We start from the raw sequence: 23,925 nt of genomic DNA, 5'->3' as shown, positions 1-23,925 counted from the left end.
AACTCGTTATGCCGCCCAGAAAGTTGATTTCAGTGGCTGTATTCGATGATAACTACCGACATAAGCGAAGCGTATTTTGAGTAAATTTGCCGAGCGACTACAAACAGTTGCAAATAAACCAGAAGTATTTCAAAAGTTTGGCCGTGGATTGGAGCGCGAATCATTGCGTTACACGCCGGAAGGTGCACTCACGCAAACGCCACACCCGAAAGAACTGGGCTCAGCATTAACACACCGTTGGATCACAACAGACTTTGCTGAGTCTTTGCTTGAATTCATTACTCCGGTTTCTCATGAAGTGGATACGCTCATCGCACAGATGTCGGATATTCACCATTTCGCACAAACCAAACTGGGAGAGGAAAAACTCTGGCCTCTCTCCATGCCCTGTTATGTCGGCAGTGAAGATGGCATAGTGTTGGCGCAATACGGATCTTCCAATACAGGCAAAATGAAAACACTGTATCGCGAAGGCTTGAAGCGCCGTTACGGCAGTTTGATGCAGATTATTTCGGGAGTGCATTTCAATTTTTCATTCCCAGAAAGCTTTTGGGATGCACTGTATGGTGAACAAGATCCGCAAGCGCGCCAAGCAAGTAAATCGGCAGCCTATTTTGGCGTGATTCGTAACTATTACCGATTTGGTTGGTTGATCCCGTATCTGTTTGGTGCTTCACCGGCACTCTGTTCGTCTTTCTTGCAAGGGCGTAAAACCGACCTACCGTTTGAGTCGATTGGTAAAACCCTTTATTTGCCTTATGCCACATCACTACGTTTAAGCGATTTGGGCTACACCAACAGTGCACAAAGTGTGCTGCAAATTGGTTTCAACAGCATTGAGCAGTATCTGCAAGGATTGAATGAGGCGATCCGAACGCCATCACAAGAATTTGCCAAACTTGGGGTGAAGGTTGAAGGGGAATATCGTCAGCTTAACAGCAATGTGCTGCAAATTGAGAACGAGCTGTATGCCCCCATTCGTCCGAAACGCGTGACACAAAGTGGTGAGCGCCCTTCACAAGCTTTGGCTCGTGCAGGGGTAGAATATATTGAAGTGCGATCGCTCGATGTGAACCCATTTAGCCCGATTGGCATTGATGAAGATCAGGTTCGTTTCCTCGATCTGTTTTTAGCTTGGACAGCGCTGTCGGATTCAGACCCTATGGATGGTTGTGAACTCGGCTGCTGGCGTGATAACTGGCGTAAAGTCGTGCTAGAAGGGCGTAGACCGGGTCTGGAGCTCCAAATTGGGTGCTACGGTGAAGTGTTGACTTTGCAAGCGTGGGCAAAACGAGTATTTAGCGATTTACGGTTGATTGCTAAGACGATAGATGCATCACTGGGTGGAACGCCTTATCAGGATGTGTGTGAGAAGTTAGAGAGCTGGATTGATAATCCCGAGTTAACGCTCTCCGCGAAAATCCTCGCTGAAATTAAGCTGTATGGTGGTTTAGGTAAAACCGGTTGCACTTTAGGTAACGAATATCGTGCTGCGAATTTACAGCATCAATATCAATTTTATTCGCAAGCAGAAATGGAACAGGAAGTGGGTCGATCAACAGAAGCGCAAGCGCAGATTGAAGCGCAAGATACGCTCAGTTTTGATGCTTACTTAACGCACTATTTTGCGTATTTGCAGGTGACAGTTTAGGGTTAGTTATTGATTGGCACGCAGTAAGACGAGCCAGAAAGGGAGAAAGGAAATGCCATTATTAGACAGTTTTACGGTTGATCACACTCGGATGAATGCCCCAGCTGTGCGTGTTGCGAAAACCATGCAAACCCCAAAAGGGGATACGATTACCGTATTTGATTTGCGCTTTACTCTGCCAAACAAAGACATTCTGTCTGAGCGCGGTATTCATACCTTAGAGCATTTGTACGCGGGTTTTATGCGTGCTCATCTCAATGGTGGCCAAGTGGAAATCATTGATATCTCTCCGATGGGATGTCGTACCGGTTTCTACATGAGCCTGATTGGGGCCCCAACAGAGCAGCAAGTGGCGCAGGCTTGGCTAGCCGCGATGCAAGATGTGTTAAAAGTGGAAAGCCAAGATAAAATTCCTGAGCTCAACGAATACCAATGTGGTACAGCCGCAATGCATTCGCTAGAAGAAGCCAAAGGGATTGCGCAGAAAGTGATTGCGGCAGGCATCTCGGTTAACCGCAATGATGAGTTGGCATTGCCAGAATCCATGCTCAATGAGCTGAAAGTTCACTAAGTCGATTGCTGTATAGGTTGTAGTGAACGTCTATCATGTAAAAAGCCCGAATGTTTGTTCGGGCTTTTGTTTGGGTTATTCAGTTAAATCAAACAAGTTTTACTTTTCTTGGGTAAACCTTGACTAGCTTAATGCGATTCTCTTCCAGCTCTAAGATCTCCATTTTATGCTGTGCCACTTTCACACTGAGGTGGCTCGCGGGGATCTCTTCAAGGTGCTCTAGAATTAAACCATTCAAGGTTCGTGGGCCATCGGTGGGCAATTTCCACTTCAAGCTCTTGTTAATATCACGAATATTGGCACTACCTTCAATTAAGAAGCTACCATCACCTTGTGGGGTGATTTCATCCGCTAAGCTTGGCGACATCGACGTAGTAAATTCACCAACGATTTCTTCCAAAATATCTTCTAACGTTGTTAAGCCGATGATTTCACCGTATTCATCCACGATTAAACCAATGCGTTCTTTATTACGTTGGAACTTGAGCAGTTGAACGTTGAGCGGTGTGCCTTCAGGAATAAAATAGATCTCATCTGCTGCGCGCAGCAGCATTTCTTTATTAAAGTCGTTTTTTTCAAGCATAAAGCGTGAAGCTTCACGTAAGCGCAAGATCCCCACCACTTCATCAATCTTGTCACGGTACAGCACTACACGCCCATGAGGGGAGTGTGCAAGCTGACGAGTGATCGACTTCCAATCATCATTGATGTTGATGCCGGTGATCTCATTGCGCGGAATCATAATGTCATTCACGGTGACATGCTCAAGGTCGAGGATCGACAGCAACATATCTTGGTGGCGGCGAGGGATAAGACCACCCGCTTCATTCACTACAGTTCGTAACTCTTCCGAGCTTAAGTGATCGCCTTTTCCGTGTTTAGGTGAAATCCCGAGGATGCGGATCAAACCATTAGTAATGACATTGACGAATAGAACCAGTGGCGAAAGTAGCTTCATCAAGATCGTCAACAGCACACTGCTGGCGTAAGACACTCGCTCAGGATAAAGCGCAGCTAAGGTTTTTGGGGTTACTTCAGCGAACACCAAAATAACTAGCGTCAACGCACCCGTGGCAATCGCAACGCCTAAATCACCATACAAACGCATGCCAATAATGGTGGCAATCGCAGAAGCGAGGATGTTGACGAGGTTATTACCAATCAAAATTAAGCCGATCAAACGATCTGGACGATCCAAGAGCTTCTCAACCCGTTTTGCGCCTTTATGGCCGCTATTGGCTAAATGCTTTAAGCGGTAACGGTTGAGAGCCATCATGCCGGTTTCAGAGCCGGAGAAGTAGGCAGAAATAACAATGAGACACGCGAGTAGCGCAAATAAGATACCCGTTGATATGTCGTCCAAAACGCGAATTTTCCTTATGACAGAGTTCTAATTAAAGGCTGAATTTACTGTGAGTGTCAAATGACAGCTCGATGAATCTTGTTCAGCGCAAAATGATTTCACGTACAAAACGGCTACCGAAGTAAGCCAAAGTGAGTAAAGTGGCGCCCGCAACCGCGAACCAAGTGACTTTTTTACCACGCCAACCCTGACGATAATGGCCCCAGAGTAAAATAGAGTACACAATCCATGCCACAAACGAGAGGATACCTTTATGGGCTTTGCCTTGGGCAAACATATCCTGCACGAAGATAAACCCAGTGACTAGCGTCCCCGTGAGCAGTAAGTTACCAATCAAAATGATTTTGAATAACTGACGCTCCACCATTAGCAGTGGCGGTAAATTGGGATTGATGGAGAACACCTTTTTTGTTTTGAGCTTATGATCTAACCAAGCTAACTGCAGTGCATATAAGGCGCCGATGCTCAAGGTTGAGTAGGAGAATAGCGCTAATGAAATGTGCAACAGCAGTTTGGGATCACTCTCTAGGTGAGTGATGAAAGTCCCCGGTAAAAAGGTTGCAGCGGAAATATTAATGGCAGAAAAACTATAGGCAACAGGCAGCAAAAACCAGAGTCGAGTTTTAAACATGGCAATGCTCATTACCCAAGAGATAATGAAACTGATCAAAGACGCCACATTGAGAATGCTCAGATTTTGCCCTGCGCCATGCAGAATCAAATCACTGAGTAACCAGCCATGAAAAAGTAGTGCAATCGCCGCACTGATAAACACGGTTTTCGCTCGGATCCCAGTTTGATTGACCAACCCGGGTACGATAGTCGCAATCGACAAGAGATATAACATCGCCGCGGCCATCGCGATTAAGTTGTCCATACCTGCCACATAGATAAGGGTTAAGTGCGCGAATTATACCTTGCTCTCCGCTAATGGGCTACTTTGGATCGTCTTCGTTTTTGAGAGGTTAGAGCACAAAAAGCCATTCAACAGTGACATTCGTGAATGTGAGCACTGGGTAACGGGTATGCCTGTTCGTTTGTCTAAGGTATACTCACGCCAATTTATCGCCGCTTAGCGAAGAGAAAAAAGATGTTTGAGAATTTAACCGATCGATTGTCCAAAACGCTGAAAAATATCAGCGGCAAAGGTCGTCTTACTGAAGACAACATTAAAGATACCCTGCGCGAAGTGCGCATGGCACTATTGGAGGCGGACGTAGCACTGCCTGTAGTTCGTGATTTCGTGAATCGCGTCAAAGAAGGTGCCGTTGGTGTCGAAGTTTCTAAATCTCTGACTCCGGGTCAAGAGTTCATCAAAATCGTCCGCCAGCAACTTGAAGCGGTGATGGGCGAATCCAACGAAGCGTTGAATCTTGCCGCTCAACCTCCAGCGGTTATTTTGATGGCAGGTTTGCAAGGTGCGGGTAAAACCACATCCGTAGGCAAACTCTCTAAGCTCTTAAAAGAGCGTGATAAGAAGAAAGTGTTGGTGGTTTCCGCCGACGTGTATCGCCCAGCGGCGATCAAGCAGCTCGAAACATTAGCCAATGATTTAGGCGTTGATTTCTTCCCGTCCACACCGGATCAAAAACCGATTGATATCGCTAACGCTGCAATTGATCATGCTAAGAAGAAATTCTACGACGTACTGATTGTCGATACCGCGGGTCGTTTGGCGATTGATGAGCAGATGATGGCCGAGATCCAGGCACTGCATAAAGCGATCAATCCGGTTGAAACGCTGTTCGTCGTTGATGCCATGACGGGCCAAGATGCAGCCAATACCGCGAAAGCATTTGGCGATGCATTACCACTGACGGGGGTCATCCTGACCAAGGTTGACGGTGATGCCCGTGGCGGTGCGGCGCTGTCGGTCCGTCATATTACCGGTAAGCCGATCAAATTTATCGGTGTCGGCGAGAAAACCGATGCGTTAGAGCCTTTCCACCCTGATCGTATTGCTTCACGTATTCTCGGTATGGGTGATGTTCTGTCGCTGATCGAGGATCTGCAGCGCAATGTTGACCAAGAGAAAGCTGAAAAACTTGCGAAAAAATTCAAAGAAAAGAAAGGCTTTGACTTAGAAGATTTTCGTGAGCAGTTAGGTCAGATGAAAAACATGGGTGGCATGATGGGTATGCTCGATAAACTGCCCGGAATGTCTCAACTGCCTGCGGATATGAAAGATAAAGTGGATGATCGCGTTTTCAAGCAGATGGAAGCCATCATCAACTCAATGACCATGAAAGAGCGTCAAAACCCCGATCTCATCAAGGGCTCACGTAAAAAGCGGATTGCTGCGGGTTCAGGTACCCAAGTGCAAGACGTAAACCGCCTGCTCAAGCAGTTTACCCAGATGCAGAAGATGATGAAGAAAATGCAACAAGGTGGCATGAAAGGCATGATGCGTAACATGCAGGGCCTAATGGGTGGCGGTGGTCGTGGTGGTTTCGGCGGGGGGTTCTTCGGGCGTTAGTCCACTCACACGCAACCATTTGAGTGATCAGTGAGCTTTTCAATCTGTTAGCTGAATCACGGTAATTCGTAGCACTTTTTGCTGGTGAAAAAGTAGCTAAACCCCTTGCAAAGCCTCGGAATAAGAGTAGAATTCCGAGGCTTTATTTTGGCACGAGACCCTAAACTAAATTTTGTGAATTTTTTGCAAGATGGTTTTCGGGGTTAATTTTATTTTTGAAAAGCAAAGAGGACGACATGGTAACCATTCGTTTGGCACGTCACGGCGCGAAAAAGCGTCCATTCTATCAAATCGTTGTAGCTGACAGCCGCAACTCAGCAACTGGCCGTTTCATCGAGAAAGTAGGTTTCTTTAACCCTACTGCTACTGGTCAAGAAGAAGGCCTGCGTCTAGACCTAGATCGCGTGAACCATTGGGTTTCACAAGGCGCATCTTTGTCTGATCGCGTAGCACAGCTAGTTAAAACCGCTCAAAAAGCGGCTTAATTATTACTGTTAAGTAGTAACTAGTTTATGTCGATGAAAGGTAAAGAGACGATGGGCAAGCAAAACGAAAGATTGGTTGTGGGAAAATTAGGTTCTTCTTACGGCATTCGTGGCTGGCTTAAAGTTTTTTCCTACACAGACAATCCAGAAAGTATTTTTGATTACAGTCCTTGGTTTATTGACCAAAAGGGCGAGTGGGTTGAGTACAAGGTAGAAGGCTGGAAACGCCACAACAAAGGTTGGGTAGTAAAACTTCAAGGGCTTGACGTTCGTGAAGATGCACACCTGCTGACTAACTTTGAAATTGCTATTGACCCCGCATCACTACCAGAATTGTCAGAAGATGAATTCTACTGGCGTGAATTGTTTGGTATGCAAGTAGTGACCACGAACGGCTACGACCTTGGTGTAGTAACCGATATGATGGAAACAGGCTCCAACGATGTTCTCGTGGTGAAAGCGAATCTGAAAGATGCTTTCGGCCAAAAGGAACGGTTAATTCCGTTTCTTGAAGAGCAAGTGATCAAAGTTGTTGATCGCCAAGCTCAACGGATCGAAGTTGACTGGGATCCTGCGTTTTAACTCTTAAAATCGAATAAGCGAGGAAACATGTGGGTTGGCATTGTTAGCCTATTTCCTGAAATGTTCCGCAGCGTTACCGATTTTGGAGTAACAGGTCAGGCGGTTAAAAAAGGGTTGTTGTCAGTTGAAGCTTGGAATCCTCGTGATTTCGCTCATGACAAACGTCGCACTGTCGATGATAAACCCTACGGTGGCGGTCCAGGCATGTTGATGATGGTGCAACCTTTGCGCGATGCCATCCATGCTGCGAAACAAGCGTCACCGGGTAAGACGAAAGTGATTTACCTCTCTCCACAAGGTCGAAAACTCGACCAACAAGGTGTGGAAGAGCTGGCGCAAAACCAGAACCTGATTCTGATTTGCGGTCGCTATGAAGGGGTAGATGAACGCATTATTGAATCTGAAGTTGACGAAGAATGGTCAATTGGGGATTTCGTAATGACGGGTGGGGAACTCCCAGCCATGACGTTGATTGATTCGGTCTCGCGGTTTATTCCGGGAGTATTGGGGGATTTTGCGTCAGCAGAAGAAGACTCTTTTGCTAATGGTTTGTTGGATTGTCCTCACTACACGCGTCCTGAAGTGTTGGATGGAAAAGAGGTGCCAGCGGTACTGAGATCCGGCAATCATGAGGACATTCGTCGTTGGCGACTCAAGCAGTCGCTTGGCCGTACCTGGCTTAGAAGACCGGAGCTCCTGGAAAACCTAGCTCTGACTGACGAACAGGAACAATTACTGACCGAGTACATTAAAGAGACTCGCCATCAGTAACCTATTAAATTTAGTATCAGTTTATTCTAGGAATTTAGACAATGAGTAACATCATCAAGGCTCTAGAACAAGAGCAAATGAAACAAGACCTGCCTCAATTTGCACCAGGCGACACTGTTGTGGTTCAAGTTAAGGTAAAAGAAGGTGACCGTGAGCGTCTACAGGCTTTTGAAGGCATCGTAATCGCAATCCGTAACCGTGGTCTGCACTCAGCATTCACCGTTCGTAAAATTTCTAACGGCGAAGGTGTTGAGCGTACGTTCCAAACTCACTCTCCAGTAGTTGATAGCATTGAAGTTAAGCGTCGCGGTGCAGTACGTCGTGCCAAACTGTACTACCTGCGTGACCTATCTGGTAAAGCTGCTCGTATCAAAGAGAAGCTGGCTAAGAAGTAATGCTAGAACTCTCGTTCTCGTAGTAAAAAGCGGAGCCCAAGGGCTCCGCTTTTTTGTGTTCTTTTATCACGATTCATCGCGTTAAATTAATATTAGTTCGTTACTCACGAGTGTCTTCCCCGATGGTGACCGGGATGACGATTTCTTCACCTTTTCGCAGCAAGGTAAAATCGACTACGGTGCCTGGTCGTAAATCGGTCACGGTATCCGTGACATTTTGGCGGCCATTCACTTTCTTTCCATCGATTTTCAGTAAGATATCTTGCTCTAAAAAACCAGCTCGCGCTGCAGGGCCATTAGGGTCTACCCCTAAAATAATGATCCCGCCGACATGCTCATTGCCTAGCAGACGTGAAGTCATCGAATTAATATCTTGCCCATCGACACCAATATAACCACGGATCACGCGTCCATCGGCAATGATTTTGGCCATGATTTTACTGGCAAGCGAGTAAGGTATGGCAAATGAGATGCCGTAAGTTTCCAGATCCGTTGCCTGCTGAAAAGAGGCGGTATTGATCCCAACCAATTCACCTTGAGTATTCACCAATGCGCCACCTGAGTTTCCGTCATTGATAGCAGCATCAGTTTGAATAAACGCTTGGCGTCCATCAGCGCTGATGGAGGATCGTCCTGTGGCTGAGATAATCCCGAAAGTCGTGGTTTGTCCTAAGTTGTATGGGTTTCCAATGGCTAATACCACATCGCCGACTTTGGGATAGTAGTCTGGATTGAGTGGAATTACAGGTAAGCCCGTGCCTTCCACCCGTAATATTGCGATATCCGTACGACGATCTTTTCCGACTAATTGCGCGGCCGCCGCTCTGCCATCTTGTAATGCAACGACAATTTGATCGGCTTGAGCCACGACATGATAGTTGGTAATGATGTAGCCTTTTTCACTGACAATGACCCCAGAACCTAAGCCTTGAGTTGAGAGTTTTTGGCGATCATTTTCACTGTATTTTCGATTGTAAATGTTAACTACTGCAGGGGCTGCTCTACGTACTGCATCATTAAAGGATATCTGTAATGCACCTATGTTACTTGGACTAGAGTCAGCGGAGGGGAGTAGTTTTACACGTAGTGAGGGTGTGACAAAAATGATGATAATCGCAGCCAATAGCCCAAGGCTAATTGAGCGAACCCAAAATTTCAGCATAATTTCCCCAACTCAGTAATGAACAAATTTCTCACGATGAGTGGGCAAGAATAACACTGGAAGGGCTTTTCACCAAAGTGGCATCTCGGTAGTTATGGATAACTTTTTGATAGATTAGTTGACTTTACGCAGTTTAATTGTGGAGCTGGAATACATGTTGCCACCTAAAGGTGGCAACACTGGGTAGAATTTAACGAACGACAAGATAGATCGTACGATCTCCTCGTTGGATATTTAGCGCCAAAATATTGGGTGATTTCTCCATGATCTTGCGAAGTTCAGCGATGTTTTTCACTCGTTTACGGTTCACACCAATAATGATGTCATCTTTTTGTAGTTGATAAGATTCCGCGGCTGAGCCTTTTTGAACTTCAGTGACTTTAACGCCTTGGATTGGGTCACTCTCAGTGGTATTGCTTAACTCGGCACCACTTAATCCTTGATGCAGCGATTCAGCTTTGGTTTTAGCATTTTGTTGCTCGCCTAGCGTGACATCAAAACTTTTTGTTTGACCATCACGCAATACGCCAAGCGTAATCGTTTTTCCTGCACCAAGTGTCGCGACTTTAGCGCGTAATTCAGAGAAAGTATCTACTTTTTTACCATTGAGTGAGGTGATGATATCACCCGCTTTGATCCCCGCTTTATCTGCTGCACTATCTGGAACGACTTGGCTAACAAATGCTCCTTTGGATGACTCGTAACCTAATGCATCCGCTAACTCAGAGGTGATCTCCCCACCTTGAACGCCGAGCATGCCGCGTTTCACTTCACCAAACTCTAAGATCTGATCGGAAAGGTTTTTCATCATATTGGAGGGGATGGCAAAACCGATTCCAACGTTCCCGCCGTTAGGACCAAGAATGGCAGTGTTGATTCCGATCAATTCACCATTGAGATTGACCAAGGCACCACCAGAGTTACCACTATTGATGGCGGCATCGGTTTGAATGAAGTTTTCAAAGTTTTCGATATTCAAACCGCTACGACCTAAAGCAGACACAATACCAGAGGTTACGGTTTGCCCTAAACCGAAAGGATTACCAATGGCCACTGCAAAGTCACCGACTCGCAGGACGTCAGAGTCGGCAATTTTAATTTCTGTTAGGTTTTTGGTTTTACTGAGTTTTAACAAGGCGATGTCAGACATCTCATCACCGCCAACGAGCTCTGCATCAATTTCTCTGCCATCATGTAGTTTGACGCGGATTTTCTCAGCACCATTAATGACATGATAGTTAGTGACGATATAGCCTTTATCTGCATTAATGATGACTCCTGAGCCTAAACCACGGAAAGGTCGTTCTTGGAGTTGCTCGATTGGGAAATCAGGACCGAAGAAAAAACGAAATTGGTCTGGCAAGCGCTGCCTTGAAACCTGAGTTCCTTCCACTGCAATACTCACAACGGCTGGAGTGACTTTTTCGAGCATAGGTGCAAGGCTTGGAACTTGTTCCCCGTTGATAGAAAGGGGGAGAGCTGCTGTGGCAGGTAACGGTGTGAGAATGGAGCTCAAGCTAAGTGACAGAGCAGTTAAAACAAGTAAAGGTTTTTTCATCATAAACTCCTCGTTCAATTTAACGTCTGGTTGAAGTAGAAATAGGTTCATTTAAAGAAACTTCAACTGACAATCTGCGAGTTATGACTCAAAAACCTTTACAAAGTTCACCGCAGGATGGTGAGAATTGATTAACTAGCTTTGGCATTCACCAGATCCGAGGAGCGAATAATGGGCTTTTCCTCGCCGCGCAATAAGCCAGTTGCACCTAAAGCATAATCTTTTGGCGGCTGCTCCAAGACCTCTTCTTGTTTACCCTCTTCCTCTTTTTGCTGCGCTAATTTGCTGATAAATGGATTATCTTGCTCTGGCAGATTAGGGATCAGATCAGTAGCCGTTTTGGCCATATGTTGATAGAGCTTGGTGTAGTCTTTTCCTAGGGTATCGAGCATTTCAGCCGTCTGTGCAAAGTGATCAGACAATTCTTGGCGTTGTTGCTCTAGAGTGAATTTAGCGCTCTCGAGTTCTTTCTGTAGATTCTTCTGTGTCTTGTATTGAGGGGTAGTCAAACGAGCAATCAGCATCCCGACAACAATCCCCACTAGCAATCCAGCAATGGCATAGATCCAAGGCATAACAGCTCCTTATTGTTGTTATTTAACATGTTTTTTACCTGTTGGTTACACATGTACGGGGGACATGTTACTATGAGAGCTAGGTTGGATAAAGCAAAATGCATGTATGCCATTTTACCTTTAAGGCTCTCATTGTAACTGTAGTAGACCAGTATGACACCGAAGCAACGATACGAAAAAGATTTACAACGTTCTGATTTTTATAGTGATGAGGCACAGGCGAAAGCTGTAGAGGCATTGGATAACTTGTACCATCAATGGATTGAGTATCTTAATCAGCCAGTGGTACGACCTTCTGTGTGGCAGAAATTGCTAGGCAAGAAAGCACACGTTTCTCAGCCTCCCAAAGGGCTTTATATGTGGGGTGGAGTAGGGCGAGGAAAAACGTATCTGATGGACACCTTTTTTGAAGCATTACCGACTGAGAAAAAGCTGCGGGTTCATTTTCATCGCTTCATGTATCGAGTTCATGATGAGTTACGTACGTTATCTGATGTGAGTGACCCTCTGGAAATCGTTGCTGATCGTTTCTGTGCCGAAGCCAATATTATCTGCTTTGATGAGTTCTTTGTTTCGGATATTACTGATGCGATGATTTTAGGGACTTTGTTTGAAGTTCTATTTAGACGAGGCGTTGTGTTGGTTGCGACCTCCAATATTCCCCCCAAAGAACTGTACCGTAATGGGTTACAGCGAGCCCGCTTTTTACCCGCGATTGCATTGGTGGATACCCACTGTCACGTATTGAATGTCGATAGTGGGGTTGATTACCGCTTACGGACATTGCAGCAAGCCGAAATCTATCATTACCCTCTTGATGCAAAAGCGACGGAAAATCTCCAGCGCTATTTCCAACAGTTGGTTAGTTCGGAGCAATTGCCTGAGAATCAAATAGAAGTGAATCATCGTCTTGTGCCCGTGAACGCCGCCTGTGATGGTGTTTTATATGCGACTTTTGCTCAGCTATGCCAAACGGCCCGTAGCCAAAATGACTATATTGAATTGTCGAAAATTTATCACACAGTGCTTTTAGCTGATGTCAAACAGATGGATAAAAGTAACGATGATGCAGCAAGGCGGTTCATCGCGTTGGTAGATGAATTTTATGAACGGCATGTAAAATTAATTATTTCAGCCGAAGTCAGCATGGCAGAGTTATATTTGCAAGGTTTGCTAGAGTTCGAGTTTAAACGTTGCCAATCAAGACTGGTTGAGATGCAAAGCCATGAATATTTGGCGAAACAACATTTAGCTTAATGGTGCAAACAAGGTATAAACAAGAGATGGGATTTTTTTATCTTTTTCTTCAAAAAAAGGTGATTTTTTCTGCGCCCTTCTCTATAATCCTGCGACCCACCGTTACTGCAGGTTCTTTGTGACCGAGAGTGCCACCCACTCGAAGGGGTGATGACTGGGCTCTTAGACAGTGGGAGCGAAAGCTCCTTGAAGTGTAAATTTAAATTAACGGGTTATTATTAGCATGAAAACTTTCGTTGCTAAACCAGAAACTGTAAAACGCGACTGGTACGTTGTAGACGCTGAAGGTAAAACTCTTGGCCGTCTAGCAAGTGAAATTGCATCTCGCCTACGTGGCAAACACAAAGCTGAATACACTCCACACGTTGACACTGGTGATTACATCATCGTTGTTAACGCGGAGAAAGTTACTGTTACTGGTAACAAGGCTAAGAACAAAATGTACCACCGTCACTCTGAGTTCCCAGGTGGCCTGAAGTCATTCAGCTTCGAGAAGCTGATTGAGCGTAAGCCGGAAATGGTACTTGAGTTAGCGGTTAAAGGTATGTTGCCAAAAGGTCCTCTAGGCCGTGCTATGTACCGTAAGCTAAAAGTTTACGCTGGCGCTGAGCACAACCATGCTGCTCAACAACCAAAAGTACTGGACATCTAATCGGGGATTTCGGAAATGGCAGAGAATCAATACTACGGCACTGGCCGTCGCAAAAGCTCAGCTGCTCGTGTTTTTATTAAACCAGGCAGCGGCAACATCGTAATCAACAAGCGTAGTCTTGAAGAGTACTTCGGTCGTCCAACTTCTTGCATGGTTGTTAAACAACCTCTTGAACTGGTTGACATGGTAGAAAAACTGGATTTGTACATCACTGTTAAAGGTGGTGGTATTTCTGGTCAAGCAGGTGCTATCCGTCACGGTATCACTCGCGCTCTGATGGAATACGATGAGTCTCTACGTCCTGTTCTACGTGCAGCTGGCTACGTTACTCGTGACGCTCGTCGCGTTGAACGTAAGAAAGTGGGTCTACGTAAAGCACGTCGTCGTCCACAGTTCTCTAAGCGTTAATTTTTCCTTTTGGGAAAATACGCTCCAGTGTTACTGGATGTGGTTCAAAAACCCGGCTATTCAGCCGGGTTTTTTTATGCGCTTTAATCACCTCACGAGACTTTGCTCTATTCTCTTTCGGGTACATGATAAATAAGTTGTTCCTTTTGTGATGCCACAAACGATTTGAATTGACGAATGTTACAGAAAGGTAGCTTTATCTTGTCAAAAAGTAGGGTTTTATTTATCATTTGCTATCAAATAAATACAAAATAAACTCGTGTTTGTTAGCCTTGCTCTTTAACGGAATAAGCAGGATCCATAAGGAGCAAATGGGAGAATGTCTGGATGAGTAATGCGCCTCTAAATCAAGGTCGCAGACGATTTCTTACTGCCACAACGGCTGTTGTCGGTGGGTTAGGAGCTGTCGCGGTCGCTGTACCTTTTATTAAATCATGGAATCCTAGTGCCAAGGCAAAAGCTGCCGGAGCCCCTGTCGAGGTTGATGTTAGCAAACTCGAAGAAGGGCAAATGGTTCGTGTTGAATGGCGTGGAAAGCCTGTTTGGGTAGTTCGTCGAGCACAGTCAGTGGTTGATGCTCTCAAAGAACATGATAACCAACTTCGTGATCCTTCTTCTCAAGAAGAACAACAGCCTAGCTATGCTCAGAATGGTTATCGTTCTATTAAGCCTGAATACTTTATTGCCGTCGGCATCTGTACTCACCTTGGGTGCTCTCCAACTTATCTTCCTGACTCTTTTAGTGAGCAAGTTCAAGGGGTGAAATCAGGTTTCTTCTGTCCATGTCATGGCTCGAAGTTTGATATGGCAGGTCGCGTATTTCAAGGTGTTCCTGCTCCACTTAACTTGGTCATTCCAAAACATATGTATCTCACAGAGACCAAAATTGTCATCGGTCTTGATGAGACAGGGGAGGCATAATGCAAGCTCTACTTGATTGGGTAGAAAAACGCCTACCGGCAATGAATGCGTATAAAAAGCACCTTTCTGAGTACCCAATGCCAAAGAACTTTAATTTTTGGTATCTGTTTGGTTCTCTGGCGATGTTGGTCTTAGTTAACCAAATCCTAACGGGTATCTGGTTAACGATGAATTATGTCCCTTCTGGTGAAGGGGCATTTGCTTCTGTTGAATACATCATGCGTGATGTTGAGTACGGTTGGTTGCTACGATATATGCACTCAACGGGTGCATCTGCATTTTTCGTGGTGGTTTACCTGCATATGTTCCGTGGCTTGATTTACGGTTCATACCAGAAGCCTCGTGAACTATTGTGGCTTTTTGGTATGTTGATATTCCTCGTGCTGATGGCAGAAGCTTTTATGGGCTACTTGCTACCTTGGGGACAAATGTCTTATTGGGGCGCGCAGGTTATCATTTCACTATTTGGTGCAATTCCTGTTATCGGTGATGATTTAACACTATGGATTCGTGGTGACTACGTTATTTCTGGCGCAACATTGAACCGTTTCTTTGCGTTGCACGTGATCGCGTTGCCAATTGTGTTATTGCTGTTGATTGTATTACATATTTTGGCACTACATGAGGTCGGCTCAAACAACCCTGATGGTATTGATACAAAACTGCCGAAAGGTTCAATGGGGGACGGTTACGAAACGCAGTTCAAGTTCCATAGTTATTACACCAAAAAATACGACATTATCGACTCTGTCCCGTTCCATCCTTATGGCACGGTGAAAGACTTAGTTGGTGTCGCTGGTTTCTTGTTCCTATTCTGCTATGTGCTGTTCTTTAATCCAGAAATGGGTGGATACTTCCTTGAACCGCCCAACTTTGAAGCGGCTAACCCGCTAAAAACGCCTGCTCATATTGCGCCTGTTTGGTATTTCACGCCGTTTTACGCAATTTTGCGTGCGGTTCCAGATAAGTTGTTGGGCGTTATTGCGATGGGAGCGTCAATAGTTGTTCTGTTCCTATTGCCTTGGTTAGATCGTTGTAAAGTGCGTTCTTATCGTTATCGTAGTAAGTTGCATCTCATTAACATTGCACAATTTACCGTTTGTTTCATTGCATTGGGTGTACTTGGGGCTTTACCTGCTACACCAACCTATACCTTACTGGCACGAATCTTTAGCTTGGGTTACTTCATGTTCTTTGTATTGCTTTTCATCTACAGCAAAAATGAAGCGACCAAGCCATTACCAACAAGGGTGACATACAAATGAAAAAATGGATTGTAGTTTTGTTTGCTATGCTGCCATCGCTGGTTATGGCTGCTGGGGCAAATGTGCATTTAGATAAAGCGAATAACGATTTAACTGATCAAGCATCGTTGCAAAATGGTGCCAAACTATTTATGAACTATTGTTTTGGTTGCCACTCTACTCAGTATCAACGTTATGAACGAGTAGCGAACGATCTCGGCATTCCCTTAGACTTGATGAAGGACAATCTTATTTTCAATCCTCAGACCAAAATCGGCGAATTGATGGAAAATGCGATTCCAGATAAATCTGCTGCGAAATGGTTTGGTGCGCCACCACCCGATTTAACACTGGTTGCACGTGTGCGTGGATCGGATTGGTTATACACCTATCTGCGCTCTTTCTATACTGACCCTTCACGACCATTCGGTGTGAACAACATCGTTTTCCCAAGTGTAGGTATGCCGCATGTATTAGAAGAGCTTCAGGGGACACCAGAGCCTATTGTTGAGACAAAAATGGTTGATGGTGTTGAAGTTCAACATGTTGTTGGGGTTAAGTCTCGTGGTAATGGTGAGCTGAGTGAAGGAGAATATAACCAAGCAGTGCGTGATTTAGTGAACTTCTTGGAATATTCCGGTGAGCCGATGAAGCTTGAGCGCCAAAACTTAGGCTGGTGGGCAATGGCTTTCCTAGTCATCCTCACTATCGTGGTTGTTGCGCTCAAGAAAGAGTATTGGCGTGATGTGCACTAATTGTGCTATTATGTTGCGCTAATTCCCGATTGTTAACTCATCAGTGGAGGCTTAAGCCTCCATTGATTTTTTGTATCCGTATATGTACTGGAGGGCTCCATGGCTGTAGCTGCCAACAAACGTTCTGTGATGACTCTGTTTTCAAGTGCATCTGACATGTATAGCCATCAGGTTCGCATTGTTTTAGCTGAAAAAGGCGTCAGTTTTGAAGTGGAGCTGGTTGATGAAAGCAACCTTCCTGCAGAGCTGATTGAGCTGAATCCTTATAAGACGGTTCCAACACTGGTTGATCGTGAGCTTGCTCTGTATGACTCAAAGATCATCATGGAATATCTGGATGAACGTTTCCCTCATCCACCGCTGATGCCTGTTTACCCAGTTGCACGTGGTAACAGCCGTTTAATGATCTACCGTATCGAAAGAAACTGGTATTCACTGGCGGAAAAAGTGGTGAATGGTTCACCTGAAGTTGCAGAGAATGCACGTAATAAGCTGCGTAATGATTTATTGACGCTTGGTCCTGTATTTGCTGAGTATGAATACTTCATGAGTGAAGAGTTCAGCTTGATTGATTGCTACTTAGCTCCACTATTATGGCGTTTACCTGTTCTTGGCATTGATCTAATTGGTCCTGGTTCTAAAGAGTTGAAAGTGTATATGAATCGTGTATTTGAACGTGATTCATTCCTTGCTTCACTCACAGAAGCAGAGCGCGAGATGCGTCTGGCACGTTAATGGATGCTGGAATGGATATTGGTCAAATGACTCCGCGCCGACCTTATTTGTTACGCGCATTTTACGATTGGCTGTTGGAAAACGAACTTACACCACATTTAGTCGTGGATGCTATGCTTCCTGGTGTGAAAGTGCCACTTGAATATGTTCAAGATGGTCAGATCATTCTTAATGTGGCACCACGTGCGGTGGGGCATTTAGAGCTCGGTAATGAGGAAGTGACATTTAATGCTCGCTTCGGTGGGCGTCCTCATTTAGTAATTGTACCGATTTATGCGGTACAAGCCATTTATGCCCGTGAAAATGGAGCTGGCACTATGTTTGAGCCTGAGCCTGCTTACCTCGATATGATGGAGTTTTCTGAAGAATTAGACTCAGATGCTCCTCTGATTGAGGTAGAGAATGGTTTAGGTAATGATCATTCTAGTGATGAGGAAGCGCCACGACCTAAAGGTAAGCCTAGTTTGCGAGTGATTAAGTAAGCACATAGATGTAATGTAAAATGGCAGCGATGATCGCTGCCATTTCTTTTATGTGTAATTTATGGCTTATTAATTCACTGAGCGTATTCGAAGGCTTTTACGACTTGTTTTACGCCGATGATGTTTCTGGCTACATCGATCGCGATATCCGCATGTTCAGCTGAAACGTATCCAAACAGGTAAACCACACGATCTTCAGTCACTACCTTGATTTTAATGCCGTTTAATTCTGATTTTGTAAGTAATGCTGATTTAACTTTAGTGGTGATCCAACTGTCGTTACTAATTTCACCAACGGAAAGGGGAGCCTTAATTTGCACTTGATTGTGCAATTCTTTCACTCCTTTGAGTTGGCGTGCTTGGTCGATAAATTGCTCTAACGTTGCATCGTTACGGGATTGTCCAAGTAATACAACGGTTCCTCGATAAGAGACAGCAGAAATGCGGGTATCTTTGCGATAGGGCTCTTTATTAGCAAGCCCTGCTACCTCTAACTCAGCGTTGTTATCTTGCCAAATTTCCTGAGTGCTGCGTGGGTCGGTGACGATATTGGCTGTTGTTGCTGCTCCTGCAATAAATAGCCCTGCACATCCAGTAAGAGTGAATAACAAGCTGGAAAGGATAAGTAGTCTAATAGTTTTCATGATCATTCCTCATGAGCTGGGAATAACACTTGGTCAATCAAATCGCACAGACAGTGCAGTGTCACCATATGTACTTCATGGATGCGTGCAGTGCGGTGTGATGGTATACGGATCTCTACATCATTTTCGCCAAGTAATCCGGCCATTTCACCACCATCTTTACCGGTTAAGGCAATGATGGTCATATCGCGGGTTACGGCTGCTTCCATCGCTTTGATGATGTTTTTGCTATTACCACTTGTTGAAATGGCTAGTAGGATATCTCCAGGTTGGCCAAAAGCTCGTACTTGCTTAGAGAAGATTTCTTGATAGTGATAGTCGTTAGCAACTGCTGTTAATGTAGTGTTATCTGCAGTAAGAGCCATTCCGGGTAAGCTTGGGCGCTCGGTTTCAAAGCGATTAAGAAGGCAAGAAACAAATTGTTGTGCATTGACAGATGAGCCACCGTTGCCACAGCAAAGAATTTTGTGGCCGTTGAGCAAGCTAGCAACCATGGCTTGTGCTGCATGCATTATGGCATCAGGCAGTGCTTCGGCTGCTGCGATTTGAATTTGAATGCTTTCTGTAAAACTGTCTTTAATGCTGTCGAGCATTGTTTATCCTTCAGTAATAGCGTTTTTTAACCATTCGATCTGTTGCCCTGCTTGGTGAATGGCAACAATATCAAATCGGAAATCCGCACTGTGACTATTAATCTTGTTAGCGAGCATCCAACAATTCGCTGCTTTGATCAAGCGAGCTTGCTTGGATCGAGTGATGGTTTCAGCTGCGTGACCATGATTTGTACTGGCTCGGTATCTCACTTCTACAAAGACTAAGGTGGTCCCATCACGCATCACCAAATCCAATTCACCGAGGTGATAATTAGCATTGTGTGTGATGAAAGTGAGCCCTTGGCGGCGAAGATACTCCGCCGCCATTTGTTCATAGTAACTGCCTTGCTGTCGAGTGTTAGCGAACACTATACTCTGCCCAACTGATTTCCCGCTGAACTACACACTGATCATCAATACTCAGTACACCGGTCTGACCTTCAATGTTATATCCTTCGACGATTTTCATCTGTGGAAGTTCCACCATCAGTCGGTAAGCATCCATGCCTAGTGCTTGCAAACGACGCTCTGCATTCGAGCTTTCAGGCCAGATTTGAGTCAGTTGCTCTTTAAGGCTTGGCGTTGGGTGAACAAGCAGAGGAATATCACTGTATGTTACGCCGGATAAGTCTTCGTATTGACGACCCCCTGTATTGCTGTTTGAGTTAGAAAACAGTTTAGGCGGACGAGTATCTGGGTTAATCGCGACTTCGATAAATGGTTTGATCAAAGTCAGTTCTGAACTATTGGCCACGATATACACCGCATCAATATCACGACGACTACGTGGCTGGCTTTCCAGCCCCATGCCTAACAAAGATTCCATTTGCGCAATGTTTTGTTGACTATCTTGCAAGCCAAAAACCGAGTTGATGTTGCGCTGTAATTGGCGTTTATCACCAAACAGGTTTACCGCCACTTTATTCTTGCTGTAGCGACGCCATTCTTCATTAAACGCTTCGACCACACGTTCACCGTAGCTATTTTGTGGTGCGAGGATCAGTGGGTAACGATAGCCCTGAGTAAACAGATGTTTAGCGGCTTGTGCAACTTCTTGTTCTGGCGATAAGGCGAGATAGCATGTTCCTGCTGCAGGATCAATTTGATCAGGGATATTGAGTGCTAACGTTGGGATCGTTTGGCCACGGCTTTGTTGGAATTGCTGTAGCTTTTCGATGTTACTTTTAATCAGCGGACCAACAACAAAATCGATCTGTTTGTTGGTGAGGATGGCATCGACAGATTCCAAGGTTTCTGCATTGGTATCAATAATGGTAAGAGTAGCTTCTGGTCGGCGGTCTGGATCGTTCATCATTGCGAATACAAAACCATCCCGAATAAATTCAGCCTGTTTGGCAAACTTACCCGTTAAAGGAAGTAAAAGTGCGGTTTGAACCGGTTTGACGATTTCCAACGCTAAAATATCTGAGATTGCTTTCGGGGTATAAATCGCAGCGGGGTGCTGTGGATTTTCTGTTAACCATTTTTCCAAGGTGTTCTTTAACTGAGGCAAATCACTGCCCAGTGTTTTCATGTAGATAGTCAGTTGCAACCAACCATCCAATTCAGCTTCGCCTGGCTCTGCAGAAAGCTTGATTACTTTGCTTGCCGAGTAGTGGTTTAAATTGGCCCAGATTTGATCGGCCAAGGCTTCTTGTTCTTTGCTTGATGCCATGGCATACAGAGCGACCAACTCTCGAGTCGAATCAAAGGAGCGATCGAGCGCAGTAAAGATATCTGCACGTAACTGGTGGTACTGTTGCCATTGAGCTTGTGGCAATGACCAATTTGCTTGGAAATTGAGTTGGTCAAGTGCGTCTTGATACTGCTCAGCATTCACTAGTAACTGAGCTCGCAGTAACTGCCATTGTGCTTGTTGAGTTGGGGTAAGCGGCTGTTTGGCAAGTCGCATTACTAATAGTTGAGCCTGGTCGGGATTGTTTTCTTCAATGGCTGCTTTTAGCGCCATGATCAACCAGTCATTTTGTTGAGAGCCTTGAGTGGAGTCGGCTCGCATCAAATAGGTTTGGGCCGTTAAGAGCGGTTGAGCGGTAATATCGACCACATCCGGTGACGAAGGTTGAGTCGAACAAGCTGATAACACGATTGATAATGCAATCGGAGTGAGTAAGCGTGGTACACTGCGTCGCTGATGGTGGTTCATAGCCATGAGTTCTTTCGTTAGTCCGTGTAAAATTGTCTCTATATTAATCGTTGATGTGATGGTAAACAAATGACAGATAATAAATCCGCACCAAATGGTGCTCCAACTCTTTATATTGTCCCAACCCCAATTGGAAATCTGGGTGACATCACACAACGAGCATTAGATGTACTAGCCAGTGTCGATATGATTGCTGCTGAAGATACGCGTCATACAGGTAAATTGTTAGCGCATTTTAACATTTCCACCAAAACCTTTGCGCTGCATGACCATAACGAACAGCAAAAGGCACAGATATTAGTGGATAAACTGTTATCTGGTCTGTCAATTGCACTGGTCTCCGATGCGGGTACACCTCTGATCAGCGATCCAGGTTACCATTTAGTCACTCAATGTCGTCAAGCCGGCGTTAAAGTTGTGCCACTTCCTGGCCCATGTGCAGTGACCACAGCACTCAGCGCTTCTGGCCTTCCATCTGATAGCTTTAGTTTTGAAGGTTTTTTACCTGCGAAAAGCAAAGCACGCAAAGATAAACTGTTAGAGATAGCCAAAGTAGCGCGTACGTGTATTTTTTATGAATCGCCACATCGGATCTGCGAGTCACTGCAAGATATGTTAGAAGTTCTCGGTGGCGAGCGCGAGGTAGTATTGGCGCGTGAATTGACCAAGACCTTTGAAACTATTCAAGGAATGCCTTTGGCTGAGTTGATTGATTGGATCGCTGAAGATGATAACCGCAAAAAAGGTGAGATGGTGTTACTGGTACATGGATACCGTGATAAGGCGGAGCAAGAGCTCCCTGATGATGCTCTACGCACTCTAGCTATTTTGACTAAAGAGCTGCCATTGAAAAAAGCGGCTGCTTTAGTGGCTGAAATTCACCAGTTGAAAAAGAATGCATTGTATAAATGGGGTTTGGATAATCTGGGCGAATAAAGAATCATCCAGCCTCATCAAGGTAACAATAAAAAGGGCGCTTGAGGCGCCCTAAGTATTGTTTGATAGTGCAAAAACTAGTTCTTATAGATACACAGCATATTGAGGTAGCTATCGACCAACTTGTACACCGCTTCCTGCTCGCCTAAGCGATTCACTTGTAGGAAGATGGAGTAGAAGATGCCGTGGAACAGACTTGCCATATTCTCTACATCATGTTTTTCACACAATTCACCTCTTTCCATGGCTTTAATGAACATGTTTTTGATCAGAAGTTGATTGGTGCGGTTGGTAGAAACAAACAGCGGCCATACCTCATCCCGTGTTGAAGCACTCCATTCAAACCATACTTTGAGCCAGTGGCAATCGGTCATTGCCAATTTCACCATCTCTTTGCACAGAGTCTGTAGGTTGCTTTTAACATCCAAATCCAGATCAATGTGATCGGTGAGGAAGTTGGAATATTGGCGAACCACAAAGTTGAGTACATCGTCGACCAGATCTTCTCGAGTCGGGAAGTAGTTGAAGACAGTAGCAACGGAGACTTGTGCAATCTCCGCGATGTCAGCGTGACCACCACGGCCAATCCCACGTGTTGCAAACACTTCTAATGCGATTTCCATTAACTGTAGTTTGCGTTTTTGAGGTGATAGCCGAGTCCGGGGGCGTTTTTCGATTGATGCGTCCATAGGTAAATATCCTTGCCAATTGAGTTGTTTGAGCATTTTGCTCTAATGATTATTTTGTTAGTTGCTTCTTAAAGCCCTATGAGTGTAATGGTGCATATTAGCAAGGTCAATCTTTGCTGATTGAAAAGTGTTCACTTATGTTAATTATCAGTTGTTTCAGTTTGTTTTATTGAGCTGGCGCATAACAAGGCGGTAGGTACAGGGAAACGATTAACAGGATCTGAGTGAGGTGTTACTATACGCGCCACCAAAGTCAGCGATGCTGACATCGCCCAACACAACGAGAATGGTATGAAACACACAGTTGAAGTCATGATTTCTGAGCAGGAAGTCGCCAAACGCATTCGTGAATTAGGCCAACAGATCACTGAGCATTATCAAGGCAGCGCAGATTTAGTCTTGGTCGGATTGCTTCGTGGTTCCTTTGTTTTTATGGCGGATCTTGCTCGTCAAATTCATTTGACTCATCAAGTCGACTTTATGACTGCTTCTAGCTACGGCAATAGCATGGAAAGTTCACGTGATGTACGCATCCTGAAAGATCTCGACGATGATATCAAAGGTAAAGATGTGCTCTTAGTAGAAGACATTATCGATACTGGTAACACCCTCAATAAAGTAAAAGAGATACTGACGTTGCGTGAGCCGAAGTCGATCCGCATTTGTACTTTGTTGGATAAGCCGACTCGCCGTGAAGTCGATGTAGAAGTGAACTGGGTAGGTTTTGAAATTCCAGATGAATTTGTGGTGGGTATTGGTATCGATTACGCGCAGAAATATCGTCATTTACCTTACATTGGCAAAGTGGTTCCTTTAGCTGAATAAATGTAATGCCACGGCTAAAAATTTAGTTTAT

27 protein-coding genes are annotated in these 23,925 nt (G+C 44.9%); 17 read left to right on the top strand and 10 right to left on the bottom strand.

Translation table 11 applies throughout. The features are described 5' to 3' along the window. Positions 1-76 precede the first annotated feature (76 nt). Both gshA and luxS read left to right on the top strand, forming a co-directional pair. Positions 77-1,651 (top strand): glutamate--cysteine ligase, encoded by a 1,575-nt coding sequence (gene gshA, locus VOA_RS15805; protein WP_000032603.1) that lies wholly within the window; start codon positions 77-79, stop codon positions 1,649-1,651. A 52-nt stretch (positions 1,652-1,703) separates the two neighbouring features. Further along, positions 1,704-2,222: an S-ribosylhomocysteine lyase gene (gene luxS, locus VOA_RS15810; protein ID WP_001130223.1), complete on the top strand. Its 519-nt coding sequence runs from the start codon at positions 1,704-1,706 to the stop codon at positions 2,220-2,222. Positions 2,223-2,310: 88 nt separating this feature from the next. On the opposite strand, the gene VOA_RS15815 is transcribed toward luxS, so the two are convergent. Together VOA_RS15815 and VOA_RS15820 are read right to left on the bottom strand one after the other, a co-directional pair. Next, positions 2,311-3,585: an HlyC/CorC family transporter gene (locus tag VOA_RS15815; RefSeq protein WP_000340996.1), complete on the bottom strand. Its 1,275-nt coding sequence runs from the start codon at positions 3,583-3,585 to the stop codon at positions 2,311-2,313. An 82-nt stretch (positions 3,586-3,667) separates the two neighbouring features. Then, positions 3,668-4,462 (bottom strand): cytochrome C assembly family protein, encoded by a 795-nt coding sequence (locus VOA_RS15820; RefSeq protein ID WP_000369281.1) that lies wholly within the window; start codon positions 4,460-4,462, stop codon positions 3,668-3,670. Between the two features lie 213 nt (positions 4,463-4,675). On the opposite strand from VOA_RS15820, the gene ffh reads away from it, so the two are divergent. From ffh to rplS, 5 genes are all read left to right on the top strand, one after another. Continuing rightward, complete coding sequence (gene ffh, locus VOA_RS15825; RefSeq protein WP_000462721.1) at positions 4,676-6,061, top strand: signal recognition particle protein; 1,386 nt, start codon at positions 4,676-4,678, stop codon at positions 6,059-6,061. 236 nt (positions 6,062-6,297) lie between these two features. Beyond that, a complete protein-coding gene (gene rpsP / locus VOA_RS15830; RefSeq protein ID WP_000256449.1) occupies positions 6,298-6,546 on the top strand; it encodes a 30S ribosomal protein S16 in 249 nt (82 codons plus the stop codon). 27 nt (positions 6,547-6,573) lie between these two features. Beyond that, positions 6,574-7,128 (top strand): ribosome maturation factor RimM, encoded by a 555-nt coding sequence (rimM, locus tag VOA_RS15835; protein ID WP_009355733.1) that lies wholly within the window; start codon positions 6,574-6,576, stop codon positions 7,126-7,128. Between the two features lie 27 nt (positions 7,129-7,155). Next, complete coding sequence (trmD, locus tag VOA_RS15840; protein ID WP_000270019.1) at positions 7,156-7,899, top strand: tRNA (guanosine(37)-N1)-methyltransferase TrmD; 744 nt, start codon at positions 7,156-7,158, stop codon at positions 7,897-7,899. Positions 7,900-7,940: 41 nt separating this feature from the next. Further along, positions 7,941-8,294 carry a 50S ribosomal protein L19 gene (rplS, locus tag VOA_RS15845; RefSeq protein ID WP_000065250.1) on the top strand — a complete coding sequence of 118 codons (354 nt, stop codon included), beginning with the start codon at positions 7,941-7,943 and terminating at the stop codon, positions 8,292-8,294. A 100-nt stretch (positions 8,295-8,394) separates the two neighbouring features. On the opposite strand, the gene degS is transcribed toward rplS, so the two are convergent. The 3 genes from degS to zapG all read right to left on the bottom strand — a co-directional run bounded on the left by degS (position 8,395) and on the right by zapG (position 11,589). Further along, positions 8,395-9,456 carry an outer membrane-stress sensor serine endopeptidase DegS gene (gene degS / locus VOA_RS15850; protein ID WP_000911603.1) on the bottom strand — a complete coding sequence of 354 codons (1,062 nt, stop codon included), beginning with the start codon at positions 9,454-9,456 and terminating at the stop codon, positions 8,395-8,397. Between the two features lie 190 nt (positions 9,457-9,646). Further along, positions 9,647-11,014, bottom strand: a complete 1,368-nt coding sequence (locus tag VOA_RS15855; protein WP_000743143.1) for a DegQ family serine endoprotease — start codon at positions 11,012-11,014, stop codon at positions 9,647-9,649. A 131-nt stretch (positions 11,015-11,145) separates the two neighbouring features. Continuing rightward, positions 11,146-11,589, bottom strand: coding sequence for a Z-ring associated protein ZapG (gene zapG / locus VOA_RS15860; protein ID WP_001145868.1), 444 nt, complete (start codon positions 11,587-11,589; stop codon positions 11,146-11,148). Between the two features lie 153 nt (positions 11,590-11,742). Here zapG and zapE point away from each other — a divergent pair, with 153 nt between their 5' ends. From zapE to sspB, 8 genes are all read left to right on the top strand, one after another. After that, a complete protein-coding gene (gene zapE, locus VOA_RS15865) occupies positions 11,743-12,846 on the top strand; it encodes a cell division protein ZapE (RefSeq protein WP_000187992.1) in 1,104 nt (367 codons plus the stop codon). A 223-nt stretch (positions 12,847-13,069) separates the two neighbouring features. Continuing rightward, positions 13,070-13,498: a 50S ribosomal protein L13 gene (gene rplM / locus VOA_RS15870; RefSeq protein WP_000847599.1), complete on the top strand. Its 429-nt coding sequence runs from the start codon at positions 13,070-13,072 to the stop codon at positions 13,496-13,498. Between the two features lie 15 nt (positions 13,499-13,513). After that, a complete protein-coding gene (gene rpsI / locus VOA_RS15875; protein ID WP_000829823.1) occupies positions 13,514-13,906 on the top strand; it encodes a 30S ribosomal protein S9 in 393 nt (130 codons plus the stop codon). A gap of 327 nt (positions 13,907-14,233) precedes the next feature. Beyond that, a complete protein-coding gene (gene petA, locus VOA_RS15880; protein WP_000063597.1) occupies positions 14,234-14,827 on the top strand; it encodes a ubiquinol-cytochrome c reductase iron-sulfur subunit in 594 nt (197 codons plus the stop codon). After that, the gene (locus tag VOA_RS15885) at positions 14,827-16,092 is read left to right on the top strand and encodes a cytochrome b (protein WP_001148349.1); all 1,266 of its coding nucleotides are present in this window, start codon (positions 14,827-14,829) and stop codon (positions 16,090-16,092) included. The genes petA and VOA_RS15885 overlap by 1 nt, the downstream gene beginning before the upstream one ends. Further along, on the top strand, positions 16,089-16,826 hold the full coding sequence (locus VOA_RS15890) for a cytochrome c1 (RefSeq protein WP_000758878.1): 738 nt from the start codon (positions 16,089-16,091) through the stop codon (positions 16,824-16,826). The genes VOA_RS15885 and VOA_RS15890 overlap by 4 nt, the downstream gene beginning before the upstream one ends. A gap of 99 nt (positions 16,827-16,925) precedes the next feature. Then, positions 16,926-17,561: a stringent starvation protein SspA gene (gene sspA / locus VOA_RS15895; protein WP_000257307.1), complete on the top strand. Its 636-nt coding sequence runs from the start codon at positions 16,926-16,928 to the stop codon at positions 17,559-17,561. 11 nt (positions 17,562-17,572) lie between these two features. Then, on the top strand, positions 17,573-18,043 hold the full coding sequence (sspB, locus tag VOA_RS15900; protein WP_000351075.1) for a ClpXP protease specificity-enhancing factor: 471 nt from the start codon (positions 17,573-17,575) through the stop codon (positions 18,041-18,043). A gap of 74 nt (positions 18,044-18,117) precedes the next feature. On the opposite strand, the gene VOA_RS15905 is transcribed toward sspB, so the two are convergent. The 4 genes from VOA_RS15905 to VOA_RS15920 are packed head-to-tail and all read right to left on the bottom strand — an operon-like array spanning position 18,118 to position 21,444. Beyond that, positions 18,118-18,687, bottom strand: coding sequence for a BON domain-containing protein (locus tag VOA_RS15905; protein WP_000849471.1), 570 nt, complete (start codon positions 18,685-18,687; stop codon positions 18,118-18,120). Positions 18,688-18,689: 2 nt separating this feature from the next. Then, positions 18,690-19,280, bottom strand: a complete 591-nt coding sequence (locus VOA_RS15910) for a phosphoheptose isomerase (protein ID WP_000887295.1) — start codon at positions 19,278-19,280, stop codon at positions 18,690-18,692. Positions 19,281-19,283: 3 nt separating this feature from the next. Next, positions 19,284-19,652, bottom strand: a complete 369-nt coding sequence (locus VOA_RS15915; protein WP_032468139.1) for a YraN family protein — start codon at positions 19,650-19,652, stop codon at positions 19,284-19,286. Beyond that, positions 19,639-21,444: a penicillin-binding protein activator gene (locus VOA_RS15920; protein ID WP_001015486.1), complete on the bottom strand. Its 1,806-nt coding sequence runs from the start codon at positions 21,442-21,444 to the stop codon at positions 19,639-19,641. The genes VOA_RS15915 and VOA_RS15920 overlap by 14 nt, the downstream gene beginning before the upstream one ends. A gap of 69 nt (positions 21,445-21,513) precedes the next feature. Here VOA_RS15920 and rsmI point away from each other — a divergent pair, with 69 nt between their 5' ends. Further along, a complete protein-coding gene (rsmI, locus tag VOA_RS15925) occupies positions 21,514-22,380 on the top strand; it encodes a 16S rRNA (cytidine(1402)-2'-O)-methyltransferase (protein WP_000131532.1) in 867 nt (288 codons plus the stop codon). A 77-nt stretch (positions 22,381-22,457) separates the two neighbouring features. Here rsmI and hapR read toward each other — a convergent pair whose 3' ends face one another. After that, complete coding sequence (hapR, locus tag VOA_RS15930; protein ID WP_000340101.1) at positions 22,458-23,069, bottom strand: quorum-sensing master transcriptional regulator HapR; 612 nt, start codon at positions 23,067-23,069, stop codon at positions 22,458-22,460. A gap of 291 nt (positions 23,070-23,360) precedes the next feature. Between hapR and hpt the strand changes: the two genes are divergently transcribed. Beyond that, positions 23,361-23,894, top strand: a complete 534-nt coding sequence (hpt, locus tag VOA_RS15935) for a hypoxanthine phosphoribosyltransferase (protein WP_000683345.1) — start codon at positions 23,361-23,363, stop codon at positions 23,892-23,894. Positions 23,895-23,925: the final 31 nt, after the last annotated feature.

It is taken from the genome of Vibrio sp. RC586 (assembly GCF_000176715.1).
Taxonomy (GTDB): Bacteria; Pseudomonadota; Gammaproteobacteria; order Enterobacterales; family Vibrionaceae; genus Vibrio.
Note: the sequence above shows the minus strand (reverse complement) of the source record. Positions and strands in the feature narration are given on the sequence as shown.